Raw genomic sequence first — 24,314 nt, forward strand, 5'->3', positions numbered from 1 at the left:
TTTTCATTTCCCAGCAGCATTAACAACGAGACTTAAAACAATAATGCAGCGTTAAATCCTGTATGTAACCACTTGTTTAATGGTATGTGTTATGTAAGCAGTTGTAATACTCTCAAATCCGATAAAAATACTACTAAAGAATTAACCCAATAGCATTTACCGCCCAACATACATAAGCGTTATATGGCATGTAATAGCTAATAAATTTGCCTTAAGGATAGATAAAACGTGGCATCAACCAGGCAAACTCAAACAATAGAATTACTTACCTCATTCCATTAGCAGGGTAATTAAAATTACCACCAGTAGCACATAACAATGCAATTTGTTTTTTATTTTTAATTAAACATTAATTATCTGGATTAAAATAAATTTATTATTTAGGAATTTTCATGGTACCAACAATAAACATTGGCTCGCCAACTCTACAGTAAATCTAATGCACTGCCGCAGGTTGCTGATGAACATATTCTTCTGGAAACTTTAAAAAGTGCATTCTAATGCTGCTGACGCTCATCCTCCCTATAACTGCTCTTCGCAGGTCGCGTTAGCGCTAGCAACACCCGACAAGACCAGCATAAATGATTGTAGGTTTCTATTTTTACACCAAAATATCCGCTTTTCGGGGTGGCGAAATACGAAATCCTCGACCATAGTCTTAGGGTAGGGATTGCATTTTTTACTCTAAATAGACAACGCTGCAGGCAAACCTGCAACGGGAGCTATCAAGAGTCTATCTACCATTATCAAAGATGAGGTTTTTCATGAAGATAGCTAAGGGTATTTTGGTAGCATTAACTTTGGGTGCAGTATCATTCGGTGCAGTTTCAGCAGAGTTGCTGACGAAAGAAGCTTATAACGACCACAAAGATCAGTATGTGAAAGTCGGGACAATCACCACCAGTGGTGAAATGTCACCGAGCGACGCTAAAGACGAGTTGTCTAAGAAAGCGGATGCTCTGGGCGGCAAGTTCTATGTTGTCACCTCTGCGGACACCGAGAATAAAATTCACGGTACTGCGGACGTGTATAACAAGAAGTAATCACCGCTTCAGCTAATTAAGAATGGGCAACCACCGTGTTGCTCATTCTGTCCCACCCCAGTCCTTCTGCACAATAAACAACCATACGAATGCTCTCGTTAGCCATTCATTTCAAACTTCCGAATCTGCTTTGTCGCCAGATTCCCCCAAAATACCCTATACTTTGCCATCCGTACCTGATTGATATACCTGAATAACACAGGTATTTGGGTTTATCTGATGTATATATCAACCCGTTTTAGAATTGTGATCCACCTCTGCGCTTTTTTGGTGGTGCTCTACAGTTTGACCATGATTCCCCCCATGTTGCTGGCATTGATTGAGAAAGATCGCAGCCTGTTTGGTTTTCTTTATACGTTTATCATCACTTTTACGCTGGGAAGCATTGGCTGGGGATTAACCGGGCGCACAAATATACAGCTCGAAACACGTGATGGATTTATCATCATCGTGTTGTTTTGGCTGCTTTTTTCTCTTATCAGTGCAATGCCGCTATGGCTTGATGACAGCTACAATGTGTCGCTTGCCGATGCCATCTTTGAAGGTGTTTCGGGGATTACCACCACCGGAGCCTCTGTTTTTCACGATGTCTCAAGTTTGCCGAAATCGATTCTCTATTATCGCGCACAGCTCAATTTCGTTGGCGGTTTAGGGGTTATCGTGCTGGCCGTTGCGGTGCTGCCGCTGCTCGGTATTGGGGGGATGAAACTTTATCAGTCCGAAATGCCTGGGCCATTTAAAGAAGAACGCCTCACCCCTCGCCTTGCTGATACCGCGAAAAGCCTGTGGCTGACTTACTTGCTATTGGGCGGTACTTGTACCCTTGCCTTCTGGCTGGCGGGAATGCCTTTATTTGATTCGCTTTGTCACGGCCTTTCTACCGTGTCACTTGGCGGGTTCTCGACCCAAACAGACAGTATTGGTTTCTACAACAGCTACGCCATTGAACTGGTTGCTGGCGGGTTTTCGTTACTTTCGGCGATAAACTTTACGCTCTATTTTGTGGCGCTATCCCGCCGCAGCATTACCCCATTTATCAAGAGTGCTGAGCTGCGATTCTTCCTGATGATCGCCAGTATTGTCATTCTGATTATTACCCTGGAAGTGTGGCGAGCAGGTATGTACTCCTTGCCTGCGTCCTTCGTACACGCCTTTTTCCTCACCAGTTCGATGATTACCGACAACGGCCTGGCGACGGCGGATTATGCGTCCTGGCCGGTACACACCATCGTTTTGCTGTTGTCAGCCAGTTTTTTTGGCGGCTGTGTGGGGTCTACCTGCGGTGGGATTAAAGCGCTGCGTTTCCTGGTGCTATTTAAGCAAAGCCGCCATGAAGTCCATCAACTGGCACACCCGCGCGCCATTATGAGTATTCGTGTCGGGAACTCACCGGTGAACGACCGGGTATTGCGCTCGGTCTGGAGCTTTTTCTTCCTTTATGTGGTGTGCACCTGCTTCTTTATTTGGATGCTCAACTTACAGGGATATGACCTGTTAACCTCTTTCGCCACTGTTGCGGCCTGTATTAACAACATGGGATTAGGTTTTGGCGAGACCGCGGCAGGTTTTGGGACGCTAAGCGATAGCGCTAAATATTTGATGTGCGCCGCGATGTTATTGGGCCGACTTGAGATTTACCCGGTGCTGATTTTGTTCTCGAGGACGTTCTGGAGGAGTTAATTATCAGACAGAACGGGCGCTTATCCACCCTACAAACCCCATTCTGGGGTAGGTTGGATAAGCGCCAGCGTCATCCGACAAAATTACACGCTAAGCTCACCCCACACCAAATTGCCTTTATGGAATGTGGCTGTGCGTGGCGAGATACGTGCGACGGCTTCAGCGGAACACGAGGCGTCCACGAGCACGAAGCTGGCTTCATCTTGCGCTTTCGGCCACACGCGTTCGCCCCTGTCGTTTAGCGGCAGCACGTTGCCGGTGGCAATCGCCAGTGAACGGGAAAGATTCACTTCACTCACGCGCATATAGAGCTGTGCATACAGGTTGGCTTTTTCCAGCATGTCGCCCAGGCCATACGGCGACCAGTGGTCGATAACACTGTCAGTGCCGGTCATCACAAACACGCCCTTTTCTTGTAACTTTTTGAGCGGCATGTGCATAGTGCCAATCGGCACCGTTGAAGCGATGGTGATTTGCTGTGCGGCCATGCGCGTGGCAATTGCATCCACTTCTTGTTCGTTCATCACCGCCAGTGCAAACGCATGGCTGATGGTCAGCTTGCCTTTCAGCTCTGGGGTTTTCTCCACCGTTTCCACCATGTATTTCACCGCCGCAATGCCCGCAGGGCTGGTTTCATGCAGGTGAATATCAACGCCTTTTTTGTAGTCGATGGCTATCTGGAACATGGTATCTAACGATTTTTCCATCGCGCCGTCGACGTTGGTCGGGTCAAGCCCACCAACGTAGTGCGCGCCCGCTTGCATTGCGTCACGCATCAGTTGAACGGAGTTGGAATGCAGCAAACCGTGTTGCGGGAATGCGACAATTTCACAACTAAAGCCCGCTTTGCGACGCTCCAGAACCGCTTGCAGATTCTCCAGGTTCTTTAACCCGGAAACCGGCTCGACGTTGCAATGGCTACGCGCAATGGTCGAGCCTTTCGACTGAATCAAATCAATCAGCTTTTCTGCCCGTTCCTGAGTGACCGGTTGCAGTTCCGGTAGCAGTTTTTGCTCAAGGGCAATCATATCGAGGATGGTGGTGCCCGCCGGGCGGTTATGCACACGCCACGGGCCGCCGTAAAAGGTCTTATCAAGGTGGATGTGCATGTCGCGCATCGCAGGCAGCAGCAATTTTCCCGAAGCATCATAGTGCGCAAGCGTGGCGTCCGGATGTTGTTTATTTGCGAGCAATGCCGCAATAACGCCGTCTTTGATTTCGAGTGTTTTTAGCTCAGTTTCGGTGCCCACCACATTCTGCCCGTCGCGGCGGAACCCGGCTTCCAGCAGAACGTTGTCGAGGTAATAGTGCGATTCTTTAATGGCGCTCATGCGATTGCCCGTCTCACAGGTTGTGGATGCTGGTTTTGCAGCATACGCCATGGAGCCCGTCGCGCCAAAGAGTGCGCAGGCGGCGGCAACTTTGCCGCTGCTGCTTAAAAATTCACGACGACTTTTTTCTGCATTATTCATCGAATTCTCCCGCTATTAAGCATTAACAATATGAGTCCCGGTTTCGCCACGCAGAGCTGCGGGTAATTTTTCAGGAGTGGTGATAATCACCCGTTTGCCGCCATTGCGCAGGAACGCCAGGCTTGCGGTAATTTTCGGTAGCATACTTCCCGGAGGGAAATGCCCTTCTTCGCTAAAACGCGCCATCTGCTCAACCGTCACTTCGTCTAATGCACGCTGTTCCGGTTTGCCGAAGTGAATGCACACTTTCGCAACACCGGTGGTGATGACTAAGATGTCAGCCTTCACTTCGCGTGCCAGTAGAGCCGTAGAGAGATCTTTGTCGATGACTGCATCCACGCTCTGGTAATCGCCCTGTGCGGTGCGAATCACCGGAATACCGCCGCCGCCCGCACCAATCACCACAAACCCTTGTTTAATCAGCGCACTGATGGCATCCGCTTCGACAATGCGCAGCGGTTCAGGTGACGCCACCACGCGACGGTATCCGCGCCCGGAATCCTCCACAAATTGCCAGTCAGGATGCGCAACTTTCAGCGCTTCGCACTGCGGTTCGCTAAAGAACGCGCCAATTGGTTTGGTTGGATGAGTGAAATTAGGATCATTGGGATCGACTTCCACCTGAGTGATCACGGTGACCGCTTTCTTGTCGCCGTGTTTCCCCAGCTGGTTATTCAACGCTTGCTGAATCAGATAGCCGATGCCGCCTTGGGTATCCGCCACGCAGTTAGCCAGCGGCGTGAGCGGCAAGCCTTCTTTCTCATGGGCAATCTCTGCGCGGCGCAGATCCAGCCCCACCTGCGGGCCATTGCCGTGGGTCAGCACAATATCGTAGTCCGATGAGAGCATTTCCAGCACGGTTTGCGCGACTTCTTTGACGGCAATTTGCTGATGTTCAACCGACTGGCTGGCATTGTCTTTGATGATGCTGTTGCCGCCAATCGCCACTACCACGAGTTGTTTCATTATTTTTATCCTTTAGGGTACGGACGCCCTCACCCCGGCCCTCTCCCCCTGGAGAGGGAGAAAACCGGACAATTCCCTCTCCAGGGGAGAGGCTAGGGTGAGGGGGAGTATTAAACGGAAGTCGCAACCTCAGACGCCGCTTCACGCCTGTCCAGCACATGCTTCACCACAAACATTGCGCCCATCATCAAATATGCGGTGACAAACATCAGCGAACTGCCCTGTGCAAAGCCGACAATCGGCGCGTGAATCACACCAAACAACGCCAGCAATGCGCCGACGGCTGCCGCAATTGCGCCGCGTAACGGCTTGTTGATAATGGCGAAGATAGCCACGCAACCCCACAACATACTGGCGAGCGGTGCGCCGTTGCCCAAATGTACCAGGCCTTGATAAAACACGCCTTTATGCGCCAGGGTCTCAAAGCCGATTTTCGCCGCCGACGTCCCTGCCGCCGCCATCACGCTATTCACCATGGTCAGCGCCCAGTTGGCTATCCACGGGAACAGGCAGATGAAGATAACCGGCACCTCTATTTTCGGCGTTTCGCGCACCACCTGGTTGGCGGTCACTACGCCGATAAACACCAGAATCGGTACAATCGCGGTCATCGGAATAATGGCGAGCATGAACGCGCCGAGGCCAAACAACGGCACGATAAACATCGTCACACCGGACGCCAGCGTATAGCCAATGCTCGCACCCATCGCTTTCCAGCCAGCATGGCCGACGTATACCGTGACCGGGAACGGATTCCCCATCAGGCAGCCAAGCGTGGAGGCCAGGCCGTTGGTCAGCATCACTTTGCGGGTGTTATATTCATCACCTGCCGCGTGGGCGCTCTCGATGTTTTCCAGGTCAAAAATGTAGTTCGCCAGCCCCAACGGAACCGCCGACGCCAGATAAGGCAACGCGTGCGGCAATCCTTGCAGGAAGCTATCAACATGAATCGACGGTGGGTTAAAGCCGAATGATGACATCGATGCTTTGATGGCTTCCGGACTTTGCAGGCCAGAAACCCACGCCAGCGCAGTACCAGCAATCAGCAGTAATAAACCCGTTGGAATGCGAGCAAAAATCGGTTTTTTGCCAAACCAGTTGATGAAGATAAGCAGCAGTACGATGAAGGAAACCGTTGGCGCTTCAAATGCCTGCAGCATTGGGTTCATGGCCAGCAGCAACAAACCTAAGCCCGACAAACACGACAGCAGCACGGTACGCGGGATCATCTTGCGGATGGTTTCGCCGAGGAACGAACCGCCCACCAGAATCATCGCTTCAACAAAGCACCACACCAGGCCAATCTGAATGGCAAATTCGGCATCGCCGGTTTGCTGATAGACCGGCATCAGCACCAAAAATGTCACGGTAAAAATTGACGGCGCACTTGGCCCGGAAGGCAGCGCGGTCACGTCTTTACGCCCTGTCTCCTTCGCCAGTTGCAAACCAAACCACGCATAACACACGCTGGCGACCAGTACCGCCATCCCGAAGGCTGGCGCAATACGCCCATAAACAATTTCAGTAGGAATACCGACGACAAAAATCAGTAACCCCATCATGGTCAGCAAGTTGGTCAGGTTGTTGGTCATTAACCCGAAGTAAGCTGCCCAGTCACCACGTTTCCACTCCAGCTTTATGCTTTTCATCGCTGTTTCCCTCAGAAAGAGTAACGCTCGCTAAAGGCGAGCAGAGCCTTCTCAAAACATTCAAACGGCGGATGCACAATCCCGGCGCCAATCATGCCAATACCCGCGTCTTTGTGGGCAATGGCGGTGTTGATCACCGGCAGAATGCCGCTGTCGCCCACCCGCGTAATATCAATGGCAGTCGGGATACCCATAAACGACAACAACGGGATCGTGACATTAGGGTTTTCACCGAGCGTTATCTCGCGCATCTGGCGCGAGAAATCGATGGCTTCGTCCACCGTGCCACCCACCAGTGCAACAATGGCCGGAGCCGTTGCCATAGCAAATCCACCAATGCCGTAGGTTTCAGTAATTGCGCTGTCGCCAATATCGAGGCCAGAATCGGCAGGCTTATAACCGGCAAACATCGGGCCGATCACTTGCTGTGCCGGGCCGGTAAACCAGTGCCCAGGCAGGCCGCTGACGCGCAGGCCAAACTCAAAACCATTACGCGCCATGGTGGTGACCACGGTGCTGTATTCGATGCCGTGTGCCGCGTCCATTGCCGCCTTGCACATCGCCATCCACGTAGGGCCGGAGAAGTAGTCACTGCTGGCGACAAAATCGAACACCTCTTTTTGCTGCGTCACAGTGAAGTTGGTTTGAATAATCCACGGCGTCAGCGCCTGAATCAGCAACGTGGTGCCCGCGTTGTTGCGGTTGTGGCACTCGTCGCCCATATGCAGCGCTTGCGCCAGCATCAAACGCAGGTCGATTTCACCGGCGAGCTTCATCGCATCACGCAGCATTGGGCCAAGTACATCGCGCATCCAGTTCAGACGGTCGATTACGCTCTGGTCGTTGGCCCCCATGCGCAAGATCTTCGCCATCTGCTCGCTGAGGTTGGTATACGCGCGATTGCCGTAAGTTTTGTTCTCAACGACGTGCATAAACATTGAGGCAGACGTCACGCCCGCCATCGAGCCCACGCAGTCGTGTTCGTGGCAAGGCGAGAAGATGATTTCACCGGAAGCGGCGAGTGTCGCGGCTTCATCGAGGTTTGCCGCCAGCCCTTCAAATACCAGTGCGCCAGTAACCGCGCCTTTCATCGCGCCACACATATCTTCCCAGGCGACAGGCGGCCCGGCGTGCAAAATGGTGTTGCGCGTCATGCCGGGAACAACGTTAATCGCCTGGTCATAACCGACCAAAACAGGCTGCGACTGAATAATGCGTTCAACGGCCAGCTTGTTGGCCGCCGCTACTTTTTCCGCAAGCCCTGGCGCGGCAATAGCATCCAGCGCCTTCACCACGGCGAGATTGCCCTGCCCCGGCGGTGTCCAGTCCAGTTGCGTGACGGGGACGTTCTGCTTTTTCAAATCGTCGCTAAACATCGCAATGCCGACGTTAATCACGTTCAGCGGTTGGTTGAACAGACTCATTGTGCTTTCTCCTTGCAGACAAACTCACGCGCCAGCAGACCGGTGTTGGTGCTGCTGCTTGCCCAGATAACACCTGCATCGGTCAGCATCTGGCACTGCTGTGCAAGCGAAGGGGTATCTAAATCGGTGCCCAGCACGTAGCCGAGAATTTCCAGATGCCGCCCGTCGCGTGCGGCAATGGCTTTCGCTTCTTTGATTGCATCGAGCATCACGCCGACCGGGTTTTCATGCGAGCCGTAACCGAGCACGAAATCCATCGCAATCACGCCCACCTGCGGGTCACGCGCTTCCTGCAACAGGCGGCTGATGCGGTTGGTTGGGTCAATCATCGGGTGCGGTTTGCCGTTGGTGAAATCGTCATCGCCGAAATCGAGGAAGGTGTGAGCAACGCTGACATTCACGTCTTTAAGGCGATATTCCGGGTTGGGCTGAATATTGCTGTAAACGTCCGGGTATTTTTCCAGTGCCGCGAACATCGCTTCGTCGCACAAGGTGCCGCCGCAGAACAGCGCACGAATGTATTTCTGCTCGGGCTTCAGGCGTGCGCGCACTTCTTCAATCAGCGGCCAGTTGAGCGGATGTAAATCGAGTGACTCTTTTTTGATACCGGTCAGCAGAACGGCTTTCAGCGCCGCCTCTTTGGTGGCGCGAGCAAACTGTAAACCGGGTTCATCTTCACGGGCGTCTTTGGTGCCAAGGAAGCAGACCACTACTGGCTTGCGGCACGCTTTCGCCCGCTCCAGCACTTTACGCGCCACGGATTCAGCAGGCGGCTTAGAAACCAGCACAATCACTTCCGTTTGCGTGTCATCTTCCAGCATCCCTATCGCATCGAGCATCATGATGCCGCCGATTTTCTCGCTTAAGTCACGCCCGCCGGTGCCAATAAGCTGGGAAACACCGCCGCCAAACTCATGAATACGCACGCTTAATTCCTGGCTGCCGGTACCAGATGCGCCAACAATACCAATCGAGCCACGGCGCACCGCGTTGCCAAAGCACAACGCCGCGCCATTGATAATCGCCGTACCGCAATCCGGCCCCATCATCAGCAGACCTTTGCTATGAGCGAGTTGTTTCAGTGCCAGTTCGTCATCTAAAGAAACGTTATCGGAAAACAGCATCACGTTGAGATTGTTTTCCAGTGCCTGGCGCGCTTCACGGGCGGCAAATGCACCGTTGACGGAAATTACCGCGAGGTTACTTTCAGGGACGTTGTTATGTGCGCTGGCAATCGTGGCATAGCGTGCTTCGTGACGAGAACCGCCGCTGTCTTTGCGGGTGAACAACTCTTCGATGGCTTCAAGCGTGGCAACGTTCGCCGCATCGCTCGCCCCTTTGATAACGATCATCAGGTCGCCATTTTTGGCCTGTTCCAGTTCATCATTTAACAAGCCGAGGTTTTTCAGCACCCCTTTGTTCATCTCGGTGGCCATCGCTACAAACGCCTGTTCAACCCCGTCAAGCTGGTTAGCTTTGGTTGAAATAGACATCAGTGAGACAGAATCAAAATAGGTATTCTTTTTAATCACAATCCTGGTTGACATGATTTCCTCCGTCAGGTCGGGTCATCGCGAAGGCGTCCGCCATGCCGCAAAGCATGTCGCATCCTGAACTTGACCCTATTTTTTTAATTTCATTAATAAACTGCTGAATAGGTTTTTGCTCACCATTAATTACGTGATAAAGAAACTCGTGAATACTTTCACGGAAACGTTGTTCAATGGCTTCGCGCAGCGTAATAACACTGAGCAATGTTGTTTTATTTTTTCTTCGTGCTAATACAGAAATAAATAGCGCGCGATAATGTTGCGCCGGATGCCCGTCAATAAATAACACCGCACTTAACCCCGCGAGATAATCATCTCCGGACGGCGTCAACCCAATTCCCAACCCCAGCAACGCGGTCATTTCATTTTCAATCGCGGAACAGTTTCCTTCCTGTAGCGCTAAAATAAGTTTCGCCCGATGCAATTGCAGTAAACGGCTCATTTCCTGATAAAAAATATTATCGCTGCGAAAATAAAATAACGACGAACTGTGTTTCACACTGGCCAGGGTGATTTGTGCAACAGTTTGCCAGTCTATTTCCTGTATTCGTTGTGGGTTTAAATAAAGTGCATCGGGTTTCCAGCGTGTGCAGCGTGATAAATCGATGCGTTTATCGTCGCCAATATCAATGCCACTACGGTGAAAATTGACCCGTTCACCGGGCTGGAAGAAAGGCTGGCAATGCTTAAGTGCTAAACGGCAGCTGTTTGGCGCGTTATCACAATCGATGCTCAACAAGGTGAACATCTGTTGCTGTTCTGGGAAGTGAATATTCACCGCCCTGGAGAACACCTGCTCAACATATCCATTTGTCAGAACAGAGTTTAGAAACGCGCTATCTGCCGTTTGAGCAAAGAAACACTGCCGCTGAATATAGCCTGCGATAGTGCATCTCCTGTGTTTTATGCTCCGGCTTTCACCAGCAGTTCGGCAATCTCGTGGTAACCTTTTTCACGCGCCAGCGTCAGTGGGGATTTGCCGTATTTATCGGTCATGTGCGGGTTAGCGCCATGCTCAAGAAGTAGCTTGACGATCTCTTGCTGTTTAGCACCGCCGTCATTCAGCACAATGGCTTCGAGCAACGGCGTCCAGCCAACAAAGTTAGTGTGGTTGACATTAATTTCAGTGCGCGTCACTAATTCACGGACAATTTCAACATGACCTTTTTCACTGGCCGGGGTAATACCCACACCACCAAAGCGAGATAAACAGTTCAGGTCTGGATTAGCCGGTAAAATTAAACGCAGCAACGTTAAGTCATTATTCAGGCAACTTAACAGGAAGGGGTTAAAACAGGTTTGGTCTTGCTTATTAACATCCGCACCCGCTGAGATTAAATACTCAACGCAATCATATTTCTTATGCAAGCTGGCGAGTGTAATTGCGGTGCGCCCCTGACGGTTTGTGGCATTAATATCCACCCCATCATTAAGACATTGTTTTATATTTTCCAGCTGGCCATGTTCGGCGGCATTTAGAAATTCGGCAATCAGTTCTTTCTGAGACATATCCATACTCCGATACTTTGCTATTGCTGATGAACTGAGAATAGCAACACTCAAGTCGCTTTAACATCCGTTTAAAAATCATTCATCGTTAATGACAACATTATTGAATTAAACTCAACAATGTGAGAAAAATGTGGGTTAGCGCAATCTTTTACCTATGATAAAACCTGTTTCTGATGGCTTTAGTCCCCACTGGCGAGCGTGCCACGAGGCCTTGCCAAACGCGGGGAAAATGGGATTGAAGAAGTGTGATACTCTTCAAATCAGTTGTAACGGCAGTGTTAAATATGGTTCAAGACTGGGGTGCGGATCATAAGGATTACAAATACATTCAACAATAGAGTTGGGTGGGTGTCGGATAACGCTTCGCTTATCCGATCTACGAAATGGGTTGTTGTAGGGTGGATAAGCACAGCGTCATCCACCAAAAGGACACAGTGGAGCGGCACATGAATTCCATTTTTACCGAAGAGAACCTGCTTGCCTTTACCACCGCAGCGCGGCTTTCAAGCTTTAGCAAGGCGGCCGTAGAGTTAGATGTCACCACGTCGGCCATCAGTTACACCATTAAAAGAATCGAGACTTACCTGGACGTGGTGCTGTTTGTGCGTAACACGCGCAGCATCGAATTAACCGAATCCGGGTACTATTTCTATCGCAAAGCCACTGAGTTGCTGAATGACTTTCATGCCATCAAGCGCGGCGTCGATACCATTTCTCAAGGGATTGAGGTCAAGGTTCGTATCTGTATTAATCAGTTACTCTACACCCCACGCCACACCGCAAAGCTGCTGCAAATCCTCAAAAAACAGTTCCCGACCTGCCTGATTACTATTACCACCGAGGTGTACAACGGCGTCTGGGACGCGATTATTAATAACCAGGCTAATATCGCGATTGGCGCACCAGATACGCTGTTGGATGGCGGCGGTATCGACTACACCGAAATTGGCGCGATCCGCTGGGAGTTCGCCATCGCCCCGACTCACCCGCTGGCGTTTATGCCGGAGCCGATTGCTGAAAGTCAGTTGCGCCTGTATCCGAATATCATGGTGGAAGACACCGCGCTGACGCTGAATAAAAAAGTGGGCTGGCTCCTGCACGGCCAGGAAGCGATTCTGGTGCCGGACTTTAATACCAAATGCCAGTGCCAAATCCTGGGTGAAGGTGTGGGTTTTTTGCCTGATTATATGGTGCGTGAAGCACAGGAAAGTGGCCTGTTAGTCACCAAGCAGATAAGCAACCCGCGCCAGGATTCGCGAATGCTGCTCGCCACTCAGCACGCGGCAACCGGCCAGGTGACACGGTGGATTAAAAAACAGTTTGCGCCAGGTGGGTTGCTGACGGAGATTTATCGCGACTTGTTGTATCGGGAATGAACAAAGGGCGATTTGAAACAGCGGTAATTTTCCCGGACAATGTGTTTTTGCCTGTGTTTTTAACCCCCCGGCGTAACCATGACATGAAACACCCTCTTGAAGCCCTGATGAGTGCTGGCGGCATCTTACTGCTGGCCTTTTTGTCTTGCCTGCTGCTACCTGCTCCAGCGCTGACTATCGAGTTGGCACAAAAACTTATCAAGATGTTCCATTTGCTGGATATGAACCAGCTCTACACCATCATCTTTTGCCTGTGGTTTCTGGCGTTAGGTGCGGTTGAGTATTTCGTGATTCGCTTTATCTGGCGACGTTGGTTTTCGATTGACCGGGAAGCGTAGCGCCATCTGGCATTTTTTTGGTGGATGACGCTATCGCTTATCCACCCTACGAAATAGATTAGTTTTTCATCACCGTGACAATCGAGCGAATATCGTTACCGGTCGGTGCCTGATGTATCCGCAAACCGAACTGATCAACCACAGCAAATATATGCTCAAAAATATCAGCCTGAATGGATTCATATTCCAGCCATGCGACAGTGTTAGTAAAAGCATAAATCTCTATTGGCAGACCTTCTGCACCCGGCGCTAACTGGCGCACCATTAATGTCATGTCTTTGCGAATGCGCGGGTGGTTTTGCAGATATTCGGTCAGATAAACCCGGAATGTCCCGACGTTAGTCATGCTGCGCGCATTCAGTACTGAAACCCCATAACTATTATGCGTACGGTTATAGTCTGCAATTTCCTTACTCCGCGAATCGATATAAGGCTTTAATAGTCTCGCCTTCATTAAATTTTCTATTTCATCGGTAGAAAGAAAGTGAATACTGGTGGTATCGATATTAATACTGCGCTTAATACGACGGCCACCTGATTGCGACATACCGCTCCAGTTTTTAAAGGCATCAGAAACCAAAGCATAGGTGGGAATAGTGGTAATTGTATTATCCCAGTTACGGACTTTCACGGTGGTCAGGCCGATATCAGTTACCGCGCCATCGGCACCATACTTGGGCATTTCCAGCCAGTCGCCGAGCTTTAACATGCGGTTGGCTGAAAGCTGAATACCGGCAACCAGGCCCAGAATCGGGTCTTTAAACACCAACATCAGTACCGCCGCCATGGCACCCAGGCCGCTGATTAAGATGGCGGGTGACTGCCCAATAATACGCGAGACAATCATGATACCAATGATAATCGAGGCGATCAGTTTCACCCCCTGGAATATTCCCTTCAGCGGAATATCTGAGGTAATAGTAAATTTCTGTGAGAAATTATAAATCACATCCAGCAAGGAGAATAATGACAGCAACGAGTAGAGCATAATCCACAGTTGCGCACAGATAATCAGTATCTGGCTAACATCACTGCCTTTCTGCAACCACAATACCGCCTGAATATTGACAATAATCCCTTGCAAGGTGAGTGCAAGCCGATGAAATAATTTGTTTTCGGTGATAAGTTGCAGCCATAAATGCTGGCTGGAGTTTGCACGTCGTTCAAACGTCCGCAGAACAATTCTATGGAGAATAAAATGCACCGCTAATGCAAATATAAAGATAATTCCCAGAACCACTAATATCGAAGTGGTCGAATCAAGGGCAATACCAAAAGTACTTAAAAATGAAACCAAATCTTTCATAATAACTCCTTCATAAACGACACATATAATGCGGGGTCATAAATTCATCTGCAACCATTATTGCAGTTTTAACGCACTGAATATTCTTTACAATATTTTCATTGCATTGATATGAAAGATAATTCTTAAGCTAAAATAATAGCGACATATACCCACATAAATTTAGAGGGTGAATACCAAACGGCTGACTATACTAAACGCACGAATGCACTCAGTGCGGGTGCCAAAAACGAGATGACCGTATGCCGCTAAGTGATTTTGTCCATTCTGAGCCATACACCCTTGGTATTGAGCTGGAATTGCAAATAATCAATCCGCCAACCAACGACCTCAGCCAGGATTCTTCGCTGCTGATTGACTCGCTAAAAGGCGTGGTGACCGAAGGCGAAGTCAAACATGACATCACCGAAAGCATGCTGGAAATTGCCACCGGAGTCTGCGCTGATATCGGCGAGGCATTTTCCCAGTTATCTGGTTTGCGCCAACACGTCCTGCACTCTGCCAGCCAACATCATCTGACTATTTGCGGCGGCGGCACACATCCGTTTCAAAAATGGCAGCGCCAGGAAGTATGTCAAAGCGAACGCTATAACCAGACGCTGGAGCTATTCGGTTATTTAATGAAACAGGCCACAGTTTTTGGCCAACACGTGCATGTCGGCTGCGAAAATGAAGAAGACGCTATCTATTTATTGCATGGTTTATCGCGCTTTGTTCCTCATGTTATCGCCCTTTCCGCCTCGTCACCCTATATTCAGGGCGGGGATACGACTTATGCTTCATCACGGCTGAATATTTTCTCGGCGTTTCCGGACAACGGCCCGGCCCCGTTTGTTAGCGACTGGCAAGAGTTTAAATGGATGTACCAACGACTCGAGTCCAGCGGCATCGTTCAGTCTATGAAAGACCTGCACTGGGATATTCGCCCCAGCCCAAATTTTGGCACCATAGAAGTACGCGTGATGGATACACCTTTGACTATCACTCGTGCGGTCAACATTGCCGGTTTTATTCAGGCGCTGGCGCATTGGCTGCTGAGCGAACGTCCTTTCGTTCCGCGTTCCGAAGATTATCTGCTGTACCGCTTCAACCGTTTTCAGGCCAGCCGCTTTGGCTTTGAAGGGAAACTGACTGATGTACGCTGCGGTGAGCAACGCACGCTGGCAGAAGATATTTTGCCTCTGCTTGATACTCTCGCCCCCTATGCAGCACAACTTCAGGCGACCTCTGCTTTAGAAGCGATAGAAGGTTATGTACGCAGAAATGACAGTGACACCCGTCGTATCCGCCAATTTATTAGCGAAGGTGGACTGTTAACTGAGTTGATACGCAAGCATTGTGAAATTTGGGCAACTGATTAATTTTTTTCTGATTTAATACTTTGCAGCATTATTATTATGCGCAAAGTTATTGAGATATAAATAAATTCAGCGCCCATTAATTATTACTTAATTAATGCTTACTATTTCCGGCAATTTACTTCATGAATAGACATGCTAAAGTCGTTCTCAATAACGCCCCTACCATTTAGAACGGAAAGTAATAACTTACCGTGATAGTGCCAAGTATTTGTTAAAAGGATTTACAGCATGAACAACTCAGCAAATTGCGTAATGAAAAACATTTATATTCTGAGTGATAATTGTTTTTTACTACCTGGTGTGAAGCATCTATTGTCAACCCTTGACCAACAAGACGTTACGTTCAGCGTTAATCACATTGCGAACAATAATCTCCACTGCTTTTTTGAAGCGTTAAAAGAGCAGGAGGATGATGCTAATACGGTTAACTATTTTATCGCTGAAAAGCAGGTATTTTATATTTTGAAGTCTAATAATAAATCTCCGGCGGGCATCATCATCCCACCGACAGTTAATTTGGATGAACTGTGTAAGATCCTGCTGAAATGTAATGAAAAAGAGACACTCCTGAATTCTGATTTTTACTATCGCAATACGCATTCACACCGTGAAGTTGAAGTGGTATCGATGTTGCTGGAAGGTATTCAACCTAAAAATATCGCAAACAAGTTAGGGATCTCGATTAAAACGGTGAGCCATCACAAGCAAATCGCGATTAAGAAAAGTGGTTTCTCAAACTTTAATGAGTACTACCTGCGTAATTTGACTATTAATCCTTTCATTCCACATCACTGATCGTTTCCTCTTCCCTACCCTCCTCCACCTTTGGGGGAGGAACGGCCTCACTCTCCATTCATGAATCCAGCTCATAGTGCCATTCTTATTTAGCAGGCTAATCTACAAATTCCCGCAGTGTTAGAGTTTCATTTTCGGATAACACGGCAAGCCTGAACGAGTTTCCTATACTTCAGAGTCATGTTGTCCATTTAACCTCGGCAGCACATGCCGAAGTGGAGGAGAAAATGGAAGAAAAATTGAAAATCACCCCAGCGGGATCTCAGCCATCACAATCTGGTCCGGAAAGTTACTTCACAGGAAGAGTCCGTATTGATGCCCCTTTCCAGACCACGCCGCCCGCGCGTACCGGCGGAGCAACCGTCACTTTTGAACCCGGCGCTCGTACTGCCTGGCACACCCATCCATTGGGCCAAACCCTGATCATCACGCACGGTCATGGCTGGCTACAGGAATGGGGTGCTGGAATTCGTGAAATAAACCAGGGTGATGTTGTCTGGATCCCGGAAGGCATCAAACACTGGCACGGCGCAACGCCTGATAACGCCATGACCCACATCGCGATTGCTGAGTCGCTCAATGGCAGCCCCGTTGAGTGGATGGAACACGTTAGCGACGATCAGTACAAAAAGTAAAACGGCGAATTTCGTCAACTCCCTCACCGCCCGCCGCATGGCGGGTCGCGACATTTCACCCGGAGAAATACCATGACGATGAAAGTGCTCGGTTATGCGGCGCAGTCCGCAGAGGTTCCCCTTGCTCCATTCGAATTTATCCGACGCTCACCGCGTCCTGATGATGTAGTCATTGAAGTGATGTATTGCGGCGTGTGCCACTCAGACCTCCACCAGGCGCGCAACGACTGGGGTTTCAGCCAGTATCCGTTAGTGCCAGGCCATGAAGTCGTCGGTCGCGTGGCTTCGGTGGGCAGCAACGTGACGAAATTCAAGCCGGGCGATTACGCCGGAATCGGCTGCATGGTGGATTCTTGTCGCACCTGCCATCCGTGTCAGGAAGGGCTGGAGCAGTATTGCGAAGAAGGTAACATACAGACTTACAATGGTGTAGACCGCCATGACCACCAGCCCACGTATGGCGGATATTCACAAGCCATTGTCGCCTCTGAAGATTTTGTGCTGAAAATGCCGCAAGGGATGGACCTGAAAGGCGCGGCACCGTTGCTGTGTGCCGGTATCACCACCTGGTCGCCGCTGCGCCACTGGAATGTGGGTAAAGGGAGTAAGGTCGCGGTGGTTGGGCTGGGCGGCCTGGGTCACATGGCGTTGAAACTGGCTAACGCGATGGGTGCGGAAGTCACCCTGTTCACCCGTTCGGCCAGCAAAGAGGCGGATGCTCGCCGCTTAGGGGCGCACCACATTGTACTTTCTACCGATGACGCGCAGATGGCGTCAGTCCACAACCAGTTCGATTTGATTATCGACACGGTGCCTTACGCCCACGACATCAACCCCTATATGCCAACGCTGACGCTGGACGGAACCCTGGTGTATGTCGGGTTGTTGGGCAGTATTGAGCCACCCGTGAGCACCTTGCCGCTGATTCTGGGGCGTCGTTCCGTTGCCGGTTCCTGCATTGGCGGCATCAAAGAAACCCAGGAGATGCTGGATTTCTGCGGCGAACACGGAATCGTGTCGGATATCGAAATGGTCAACATTGCGGATATTAACGAAGCCTATGAGCGAATGCTGAAAAGCGATGTGAAGTACCGTTTTGTGATTGATATGGCGTCGCTGAAAGCCTGATATTCGCGCCCTCTCTGGCTACTGAGAGGGCGTCTTAATCTTTATTTTTCCCATCATCTATATTTTTAACAATTCATCCATTCCATGTACAATCGCGCAACAATAGTCAGCTTTGGTAGATTGCCCGCTTGCCGTCACTTTTCACTCTTTCACGCCATAAATGGCTATCAGCGCTCGCATTACTGGCGATGCTGATGCTTTTTATCGCCCCGGTGATTTCAAAATCACTGGAGCAACAGCGTGCAGTGCAAGGCGGCGAGCATAAAATGATGAGTCACACGGCTGGCATGATGATGGACATGGGGGCGATGAAAATGCCCGCCTCATCACATCTGATGCCGGGTGCGGGCGCTTCATTGATGGACGATATTGCCTGTGGATACTGCCAGTTGCTGCTGCATATCCCGCTCATCGTCTGGCTGTTTATTCCTTTTATCTGGCTGGCATGGCGAATTTCGCGTACGCCTCCCTCGCCAGTTATCGCCCCGCTTCTGGCTCAGCATGACGATGCCGAAGCCCTGCCCCGCGCCCCTCCTGTCGCACTGTTTCGTTAATACAAACATCATTTAACGTCACAATTCGACAAAGGATTATCATGCCTGCAAATCAATCGCAGCTCGCCTGTCGTGGCGCGCTGCTGACGCTGTTGCGTCGCCTGCATTTCTATATTGGCCTGTTCGTCGGCCCGTTTATTTTCGTCGCAGCCCTGACGGGCACACTCTATGTGCTGACACCACAAATTGAGAACGCGCTTTATCACCAGGCATTGCGCACTCAAGACACAGGTGAAAACCAGCCGCTTTCGCAGCAAATTGCCGCAGCACGCAAGTTTATCGGCGAAGATGCCACGATTTACGCAGTGCGCCCGGCTCCTGAAACTGGCGATTCTACGCGCGTGCAGTTTGTTGATTCTGCATTAGGGGAATCGGAGTCGAGAGCGATTTTTGTCTCACCGGCAACCCTGGCCATTCAGGGGGATTTGACGGTGTATGGCACCAGCGGCGTGCTCCCGCTACGCACCTGGATTGACCAGCTTCATCGCAGTTTATTACTCGGGGATATAGGGCGAATTTACAGCGAGCTGGCGGCTTCGTGGCTGTGGATTGCGGCATTAGGTGGCGTTGTTTTGTGGCTGACTTCACGGCCAAAAAGAAAGCTGAAAGTGCGGAAAACCCCGCAAAGAAGCGCACGACACTGGCATATTACGCTGGGTGCCACGTTACTGCTCGGGCTACTCTTTTTCTCTGCTACGGGGCTAACCTGGTCACAGTGGGCAGGCGGGAATATCGACAAAATGCGCAGTTCGCTGGGGTGGATGACACCGCAAGTGAATACCGCGCTGACCCCGCAAACGGGTCACCCGCACATCGATTCGCATGCAGAACATCACGCCATGATGAAAGGGATGGTGATGCCTGAAACCGATGATAGCAACTGGGACGAGGTGCTTCGTGCCGCACGTGCGGCGGGAATTGAATCCAACAAGGTCGAGATCCGCGCGCCGCGTTCGGCAGATAAAGCCTGGACGGTGACTGAAATTGACCGTGCATGGCCGACTCATGTCGATAGCGCGGCGATCGACCCAAATGGCTTCAAGGTCATCGACCGGACGTATTTCGCTGATTTCCCAATTGTCGCCAAACTCACGCGCTGGGGGATTGATGCTCATATGGGAGTGCTTTTCGGGTTGCCGAACCAACTCTTGCTGGCGGCGTTTGGTTTTGGCCTTTGCGGCTTGATCGTTCTGGGTTACCGCATGTGGTGGCTCAGACGCCCGGTAATATCTGCAAGTAATCCCGCACAAACACTGAGCGAGTCATGGCTGGCTTTGCCAATCATCTGGCGTAGCGCCGTGTTGTTGATTGCCCTGCTATTCAGCTTTGCCTTGCCGGTTATGGGGGTGAGTTTGCTGCTGTTTGTCGCCACTGATATTGCCCGCTGGTGGAGGCATTCGTTGAAATTGCAGGTTTCGTAAACCACCCTCACCCTGATGGCCGTCTCTTAGTCACAGGGCGCTTCCTGCCAAGCCGGAGAAGGTTCCGTTCACCAGGCGACAGCGTGTTTATGTCGCGACTGAACCGGTGAACGTCTTAGGGTGGCCACCGTCGCCACCCTAAGAACCCGGACTCCCGGCAAATAAATCGCCGCAAGCGGTAAACCTCCATTTTGCCTCCGTGTCAGGGTCATGTGGTCGGGAGCCACGTGTGAGAGCGATAATCCGCTTTGCTCCCTCCCCTACCCCACAATATTGGTCCTACCAATCCTGCCAAAAACGTGACTGATTTACCCATAATGACAAAATCAGTTACACACTCATTGCCATTAGTTAACAAAAGATTAACCTTTATCCATAACGCGCCCTACATCGCCAAATTGGTCCTACCAATAACGCGAAAAATAATAAGCACATCACGTTCTGGAGAGTCCTGCATGCAAGCATGGCAACAAGTCTACGACCCGGCAGGGAACATATGGCTATCAAGCCTCATCGCCGCTATTCCGATTATTTTCTTCTTCTTCGCACTCATTAAATTGCGCATGAAAGGCTACACCGCCGCCAGCATCACTGTGGGCCTGGCGTTGCTCGTTGCGCTATTTTTCTACCGCATGCCCGTTGACCGCGCATTATCGTCGGTGATCTACGGCTTCTTCTACGGATTGTGGCCGATTGCGTGGATTATTATCGCCGCAGTATTCGTCTATAAAATCTCGGTGAAAACCGGGCAGTTTGACATTATCCGCTCGTCGATACTTTCCATCACGCCTGACCAACGCCTGCAAATGCTGATCGTTGGCTTCTCCTTTGGCGCATTTCTTGAAGGGGCTGCCGGATTCGGTGCACCAGTGGCGATTACCGCAGCACTACTGGTTGGCCTCGGCTTTAACCCGCTGTACGCCGCCGGTCTGTGCCTGATTGTGAACACCGCGCCGGTCGCGTTCGGTGCGATGGGCATTCCCATTATCGTTGCGGGTCAGGTCACCGGCCTCGACAGCTTTGAAATCGGCCAAATGGTTGGCCGCCAGTTACCGTTCCTGACGATTATCGTGCTGTTCTGGATCATGGCGATTATGGACGGCTGGCGCGGTATTAAAGAAACATGGCCTGCGGTGATGGTGGCTGGTGGCTCGTTTGCTATCGCGCAGTATCTCAGCTCGAACTTCCTCGGCCCGGAACTGCCTGACATTATTTCTTCCCTGGTTTCTCTGGTGTGTTTGACCGCGTTCTTGCGCGTCTGGAAGCCCGTTCGCATTTTCCGCTTTGGCGATATTGGTGCCTCCGTTACCGACCAGACACTGGCGCGCCAAAACTACACATTAGGCCAGGTGGTACGCGCCTGGATGCCATTTATCTTCCTGACGGCTACCGTGACACTTTGGAGTATCCCGCCGTTTAAAGCGTTATTCGCACCTGGCGGTGCTATGGCTGACTGGGTATTTAACATCTCCGTACCGTTCCTCGACAAAATGGTTGAGAAGATGCCGCCTGTCGTAGCACAGAGCATGGCCTATGCCGCGGTCTATAAGTTTGACTGGTTCTCGGCAACCGGCACCGCGATTCTGGTCGCCGCGCTTATCTCGATTGTTTACCTGCGCATGAAGCCGAAAGCCGCTATCGAAACCTTTGGTGAAACTCTCAAAGAACTGGCTTTGCCGATTTACTCCATCGGCATGGTGTTGGCATTCGCGTTTATCTCAAACTATTCCGGCCTTTCGGCAACGCTTGCTCTGGCACTGGCTCATACCGGCCACGCATTTACTTTCTTCTCTCCGTTCATTGGCTGGCTGGGAGTATTCCTGACCGGTTCTGATACCTCGTCCAACGCCCTGTTTGCGGCATTGCAGGCGACGACCGCACAACAAATTGGCGTGTCCGATCTGTTGCTGGTAGCGGCTAACACTACCGGTGGCGTCACTGGAAAGATGATTTCGCCACAGTCCATCGCCATCGCCTGTGCCGCTGTAGGGCTGGTGGGTCGGGAATCTGACCTGTTCCGCTTTACTGTTAAACACAGCCTAATATTTACCTGCATGGTCGGCGTTATCACCACGCTTCAGGCCTATGTTCTGACCTGGATGATCCCTTGATGAGCACACAACCGCGCCTGGCTGACCATCTGGTTGAGCGCGTAAAAGCATTAATTAGCGAACGTAAACTGGAGGCGGGCATGCGGTTGCCCGCCGAACGCCAGTTAGCGGCAGAAATGGGCGTATCGCGCTCATCGATTCGTGAAGCTATTCAAAAACTGATTAGCGAGGGTGTATTAATTAGCCGCCGCGGTGGCGGCACGTTTATTCGTTACGAAGTTCAGGCCTGGTCCGAGCAACGTATTGTACAGCCACTCAAAACGTTAGTTGAGAACGACCCAAACTATCGCTACGACATTCTGGAAGCACGGCATGCCATCGAAGCCAGCACCGCCTGGTACGCCGCGATGCGCGCCACTCCGGCCGACAAAGAGAAGTTAATTGCCTGTTTTGACGCCACGCTAAAATTCAAAGAGAGCGATGACCCGGACCTGGCGGCCCAGGCCGATGTGCGCTTTCATCTGGCAATTGCCGAAGCCTCCCACAACATTGTGTTACTTCAGACGATGCGCGGTTTTTTCGACCTGCTGCAATCCTCCGTAATGCATAGCCGCCAGCGCATGTACACCGTACCCGCTATTTTTGCGGGACTCACCGAACAACATAACGAACTGTTGCAGGCTATTTTGGCAGGCGACCCGGAACGCGCGCGTTTAGCGGCAAAAACTCACCTCGGGTTTGTCCATACCACCATCAAAACCCTGCATGAAGACGAAGCCCGGCAGGCGCGAATCAGCCGCCTGCCCGATGAAGATACCGACGTAATAAGGGACGAAAATCCATGATTATTTCTGCTGCTACTGATTATCGTGCCGCTGCGAAGCGCATTCTGCCGCCATTCCTGTTCCATTACATTGACGGTGGGGCGTATGCCGAACATACGCTGCGTCGTAATGTTGACGACCTGGCGCAAGTGGCGTTAAAGCAGCGCGTACTGAAAAATATGTCCGCTCTGAACCTGGAAACCAAACTGTTTAATGAAACGCTGTCGATGCCCGTCGCGCTGGCTCCGGTGGGATTGTGCGGAATGTACGCACGCCGTGGCGAAGTTCAGGCAGCAAAAGCCGCCGCCGCCAAAGGTATTCCGTTTACGCTTTCCACAGTTTCCGTCTGCCCAATTGAAGAAGTCGCACCGGCGATTGACCGCCCAATGTGGTTCCAGCTTTATGTGCTCAAAGACCGTGGCTTTATGCGTAATGCTCTGGAACGTGCCAAAGCTGCGGGTTGTTCAACGCTGGTGTTTACCGTTGATATGCCGACACCTGGCGCGCGTTACCGCGATGCGCACTCCGGCATGAGTGGGCAACACGCAGCACTTCGCCGCTACTGGCAAGCGGTGACGCATCCGCAATGGGCATGGGATGTGGGTCTGAAGGGGCGCCCGCACGATCTCGGTAATATCTCCACCTATCTTGGTAAACCAACAGGTCTTGAAGATTACATTGGCTGGCTGGCGAATAATTTCGATCCATCCATTTCGTGGAGCGATCTGGAGTGGATCCGCGAGTTCTGGGATGGCCCGATGATCATCAAAGGGATTCTCGACCCGCAAGATGCCAAAGATGCCGTGCGTTTCGGGGCTGACGGGATTGTGGTTTCCAACCACGGCGGCCGCCAACTCGATGGTGTGTTGTCGTCTTGCCGCGCCCTGCCAGCCATTGCCGATGCGGTAAAAGGCGATATCGCCATTCTTGCCGATAGCGGTATTCGCAGCGGCCTGGATGTGGTGCGAATGATTGCGCTCGGCGCTGACACCGTATTGCTAGGCCGCGCTTATTTGTACGCGTTAGCCACCCACGGCCAGGCAGGCGTTGCCAATCTGCTCAACCTGATTGAAAAAGAGATGCGGGTTGCAATGACGCTGACCGGAGCAAAATCTATCGCCGAAATCAGCCCTGATTTGCTGGTGCGCGAAGGCGTGAAAGACATTCTGTCGCCACAAGATATGGCGGTGGGGTTTTAGGTAAACTGATGCTCGCCAGGTGATATATGG

Annotated in this window: 21 protein-coding genes; 13 read left to right on the plus strand and 8 right to left on the minus strand. The window is 51.1% G+C overall.

From position 1 onward, the window contains the following. Positions 1 to 764: 764 nt before the first annotated feature. A complete protein-coding gene (gene yahO, locus D8682_RS09580; protein ID WP_064549020.1) occupies positions 765 to 1,043 on the plus strand; it encodes a DUF1471 family periplasmic protein YahO in 279 nt (92 codons plus the stop codon). A gap of 219 nt (positions 1,044 to 1,262) precedes the next feature. Beyond that, the gene (locus tag D8682_RS09585) at positions 1,263 to 2,723 is read left to right on the plus strand and encodes a TrkH family potassium uptake protein (RefSeq protein ID WP_064548851.1); all 1,461 of its coding nucleotides are present in this window, start codon (positions 1,263 to 1,265) and stop codon (positions 2,721 to 2,723) included. A gap of 83 nt (positions 2,724 to 2,806) precedes the next feature. Here the strand turns inward: D8682_RS09585 and D8682_RS09590 are convergent, their stop codons facing one another. The 7 genes from D8682_RS09590 to D8682_RS09620 all read right to left on the minus strand — a co-directional run bounded on the left by D8682_RS09590 (position 2,807) and on the right by D8682_RS09620 (position 11,293). After that, the gene (locus tag D8682_RS09590; RefSeq protein WP_121814146.1) at positions 2,807 to 4,195 is read right to left on the minus strand and encodes an amidohydrolase family protein; all 1,389 of its coding nucleotides are present in this window, start codon (positions 4,193 to 4,195) and stop codon (positions 2,807 to 2,809) included. Between the two features lie 15 nt (positions 4,196 to 4,210). After that, positions 4,211 to 5,161: a carbamate kinase family protein gene (locus D8682_RS09595; protein WP_064548855.1), complete on the minus strand. Its 951-nt coding sequence runs from the start codon at positions 5,159 to 5,161 to the stop codon at positions 4,211 to 4,213. Between the two features lie 110 nt (positions 5,162 to 5,271). Continuing rightward, complete coding sequence (locus D8682_RS09600) at positions 5,272 to 6,810, minus strand: hypothetical protein (RefSeq protein ID WP_064548857.1); 1,539 nt, start codon at positions 6,808 to 6,810, stop codon at positions 5,272 to 5,274. 11 nt (positions 6,811 to 6,821) lie between these two features. Continuing rightward, entirely contained in the window at positions 6,822 to 8,234 is a 1,413-nt protein-coding gene (locus D8682_RS09605; RefSeq protein ID WP_064548859.1) for a DUF1116 domain-containing protein, read from the minus strand. Further along, positions 8,231 to 9,781, minus strand: a complete 1,551-nt coding sequence (fdrA, locus tag D8682_RS09610; protein ID WP_064548861.1) for an acyl-CoA synthetase FdrA — start codon at positions 9,779 to 9,781, stop codon at positions 8,231 to 8,233. Before fdrA ends, D8682_RS09605 begins: the two co-directional genes overlap by 4 nt. Next, complete coding sequence (locus D8682_RS27185) at positions 9,759 to 10,226, minus strand: DUF2877 domain-containing protein (protein ID WP_238392833.1); 468 nt, start codon at positions 10,224 to 10,226, stop codon at positions 9,759 to 9,761. The genes fdrA and D8682_RS27185 overlap by 23 nt, the downstream gene beginning before the upstream one ends. 461 nt (positions 10,227 to 10,687) lie before the next feature. Then, positions 10,688 to 11,293 (minus strand): ankyrin repeat domain-containing protein, encoded by a 606-nt coding sequence (locus D8682_RS09620; RefSeq protein ID WP_121814147.1) that lies wholly within the window; start codon positions 11,291 to 11,293, stop codon positions 10,688 to 10,690. Between the two features lie 449 nt (positions 11,294 to 11,742). Between D8682_RS09620 and D8682_RS09625 the strand changes: the two genes are divergently transcribed. Together D8682_RS09625 and D8682_RS09630 are read left to right on the plus strand one after the other, a co-directional pair. Further along, complete coding sequence (locus D8682_RS09625; protein ID WP_064548865.1) at positions 11,743 to 12,672, plus strand: LysR substrate-binding domain-containing protein; 930 nt, start codon at positions 11,743 to 11,745, stop codon at positions 12,670 to 12,672. A gap of 83 nt (positions 12,673 to 12,755) precedes the next feature. Further along, the gene (locus D8682_RS09630) at positions 12,756 to 13,010 is read left to right on the plus strand and encodes a DUF1158 domain-containing protein (protein WP_064549024.1); all 255 of its coding nucleotides are present in this window, start codon (positions 12,756 to 12,758) and stop codon (positions 13,008 to 13,010) included. A gap of 58 nt (positions 13,011 to 13,068) precedes the next feature. Here the strand turns inward: D8682_RS09630 and D8682_RS09635 are convergent, their stop codons facing one another. Beyond that, entirely contained in the window at positions 13,069 to 14,316 is a 1,248-nt protein-coding gene (locus tag D8682_RS09635) for a mechanosensitive ion channel family protein (RefSeq protein ID WP_121814148.1), read from the minus strand. A gap of 242 nt (positions 14,317 to 14,558) precedes the next feature. Here D8682_RS09635 and D8682_RS09640 point away from each other — a divergent pair, with 242 nt between their 5' ends. From D8682_RS09640 to lldD, 9 genes are all read left to right on the plus strand, one after another. Then, entirely contained in the window at positions 14,559 to 15,677 is a 1,119-nt protein-coding gene (locus D8682_RS09640) for a YbdK family carboxylate-amine ligase (RefSeq protein WP_064548869.1), read from the plus strand. A 228-nt stretch (positions 15,678 to 15,905) separates the two neighbouring features. Further along, entirely contained in the window at positions 15,906 to 16,472 is a 567-nt protein-coding gene (locus D8682_RS09645; protein WP_064548870.1) for a LuxR C-terminal-related transcriptional regulator, read from the plus strand. A 227-nt stretch (positions 16,473 to 16,699) separates the two neighbouring features. Continuing rightward, positions 16,700 to 17,107 carry a cupin domain-containing protein gene (locus D8682_RS09650; RefSeq protein WP_064548872.1) on the plus strand — a complete coding sequence of 136 codons (408 nt, stop codon included), beginning with the start codon at positions 16,700 to 16,702 and terminating at the stop codon, positions 17,105 to 17,107. 72 nt (positions 17,108 to 17,179) lie between these two features. Then, the gene (locus tag D8682_RS09655) at positions 17,180 to 18,235 is read left to right on the plus strand and encodes an NAD(P)-dependent alcohol dehydrogenase (RefSeq protein WP_064548874.1); all 1,056 of its coding nucleotides are present in this window, start codon (positions 17,180 to 17,182) and stop codon (positions 18,233 to 18,235) included. 128 nt (positions 18,236 to 18,363) lie between these two features. Next, complete coding sequence (locus tag D8682_RS09660; RefSeq protein ID WP_237930633.1) at positions 18,364 to 18,789, plus strand: DUF2946 domain-containing protein; 426 nt, start codon at positions 18,364 to 18,366, stop codon at positions 18,787 to 18,789. Between the two features lie 41 nt (positions 18,790 to 18,830). Continuing rightward, positions 18,831 to 20,210 (plus strand): PepSY-associated TM helix domain-containing protein, encoded by a 1,380-nt coding sequence (locus tag D8682_RS09665; protein ID WP_202914383.1) that lies wholly within the window; start codon positions 18,831 to 18,833, stop codon positions 20,208 to 20,210. Between the two features lie 455 nt (positions 20,211 to 20,665). After that, entirely contained in the window at positions 20,666 to 22,321 is a 1,656-nt protein-coding gene (gene lldP / locus D8682_RS09670) for an L-lactate permease (protein WP_121814149.1), read from the plus strand. Then, positions 22,321 to 23,106 carry a transcriptional regulator LldR gene (gene lldR / locus D8682_RS09675; RefSeq protein WP_121814150.1) on the plus strand — a complete coding sequence of 262 codons (786 nt, stop codon included), beginning with the start codon at positions 22,321 to 22,323 and terminating at the stop codon, positions 23,104 to 23,106. Before lldP ends, lldR begins: the two co-directional genes overlap by 1 nt. After that, positions 23,103 to 24,284, plus strand: a complete 1,182-nt coding sequence (gene lldD / locus D8682_RS09680; protein ID WP_121814151.1) for an FMN-dependent L-lactate dehydrogenase LldD — start codon at positions 23,103 to 23,105, stop codon at positions 24,282 to 24,284. Before lldR ends, lldD begins: the two co-directional genes overlap by 4 nt. Positions 24,285 to 24,314 lie beyond the last annotated feature (30 nt).

Origin of the sequence: Buttiauxella sp. 3AFRM03 (genome assembly GCF_003675305.1) — a bacterium.
Lineage (GTDB): Bacteria > Pseudomonadota > Gammaproteobacteria > Enterobacterales > Enterobacteriaceae > Buttiauxella > Buttiauxella ferragutiae.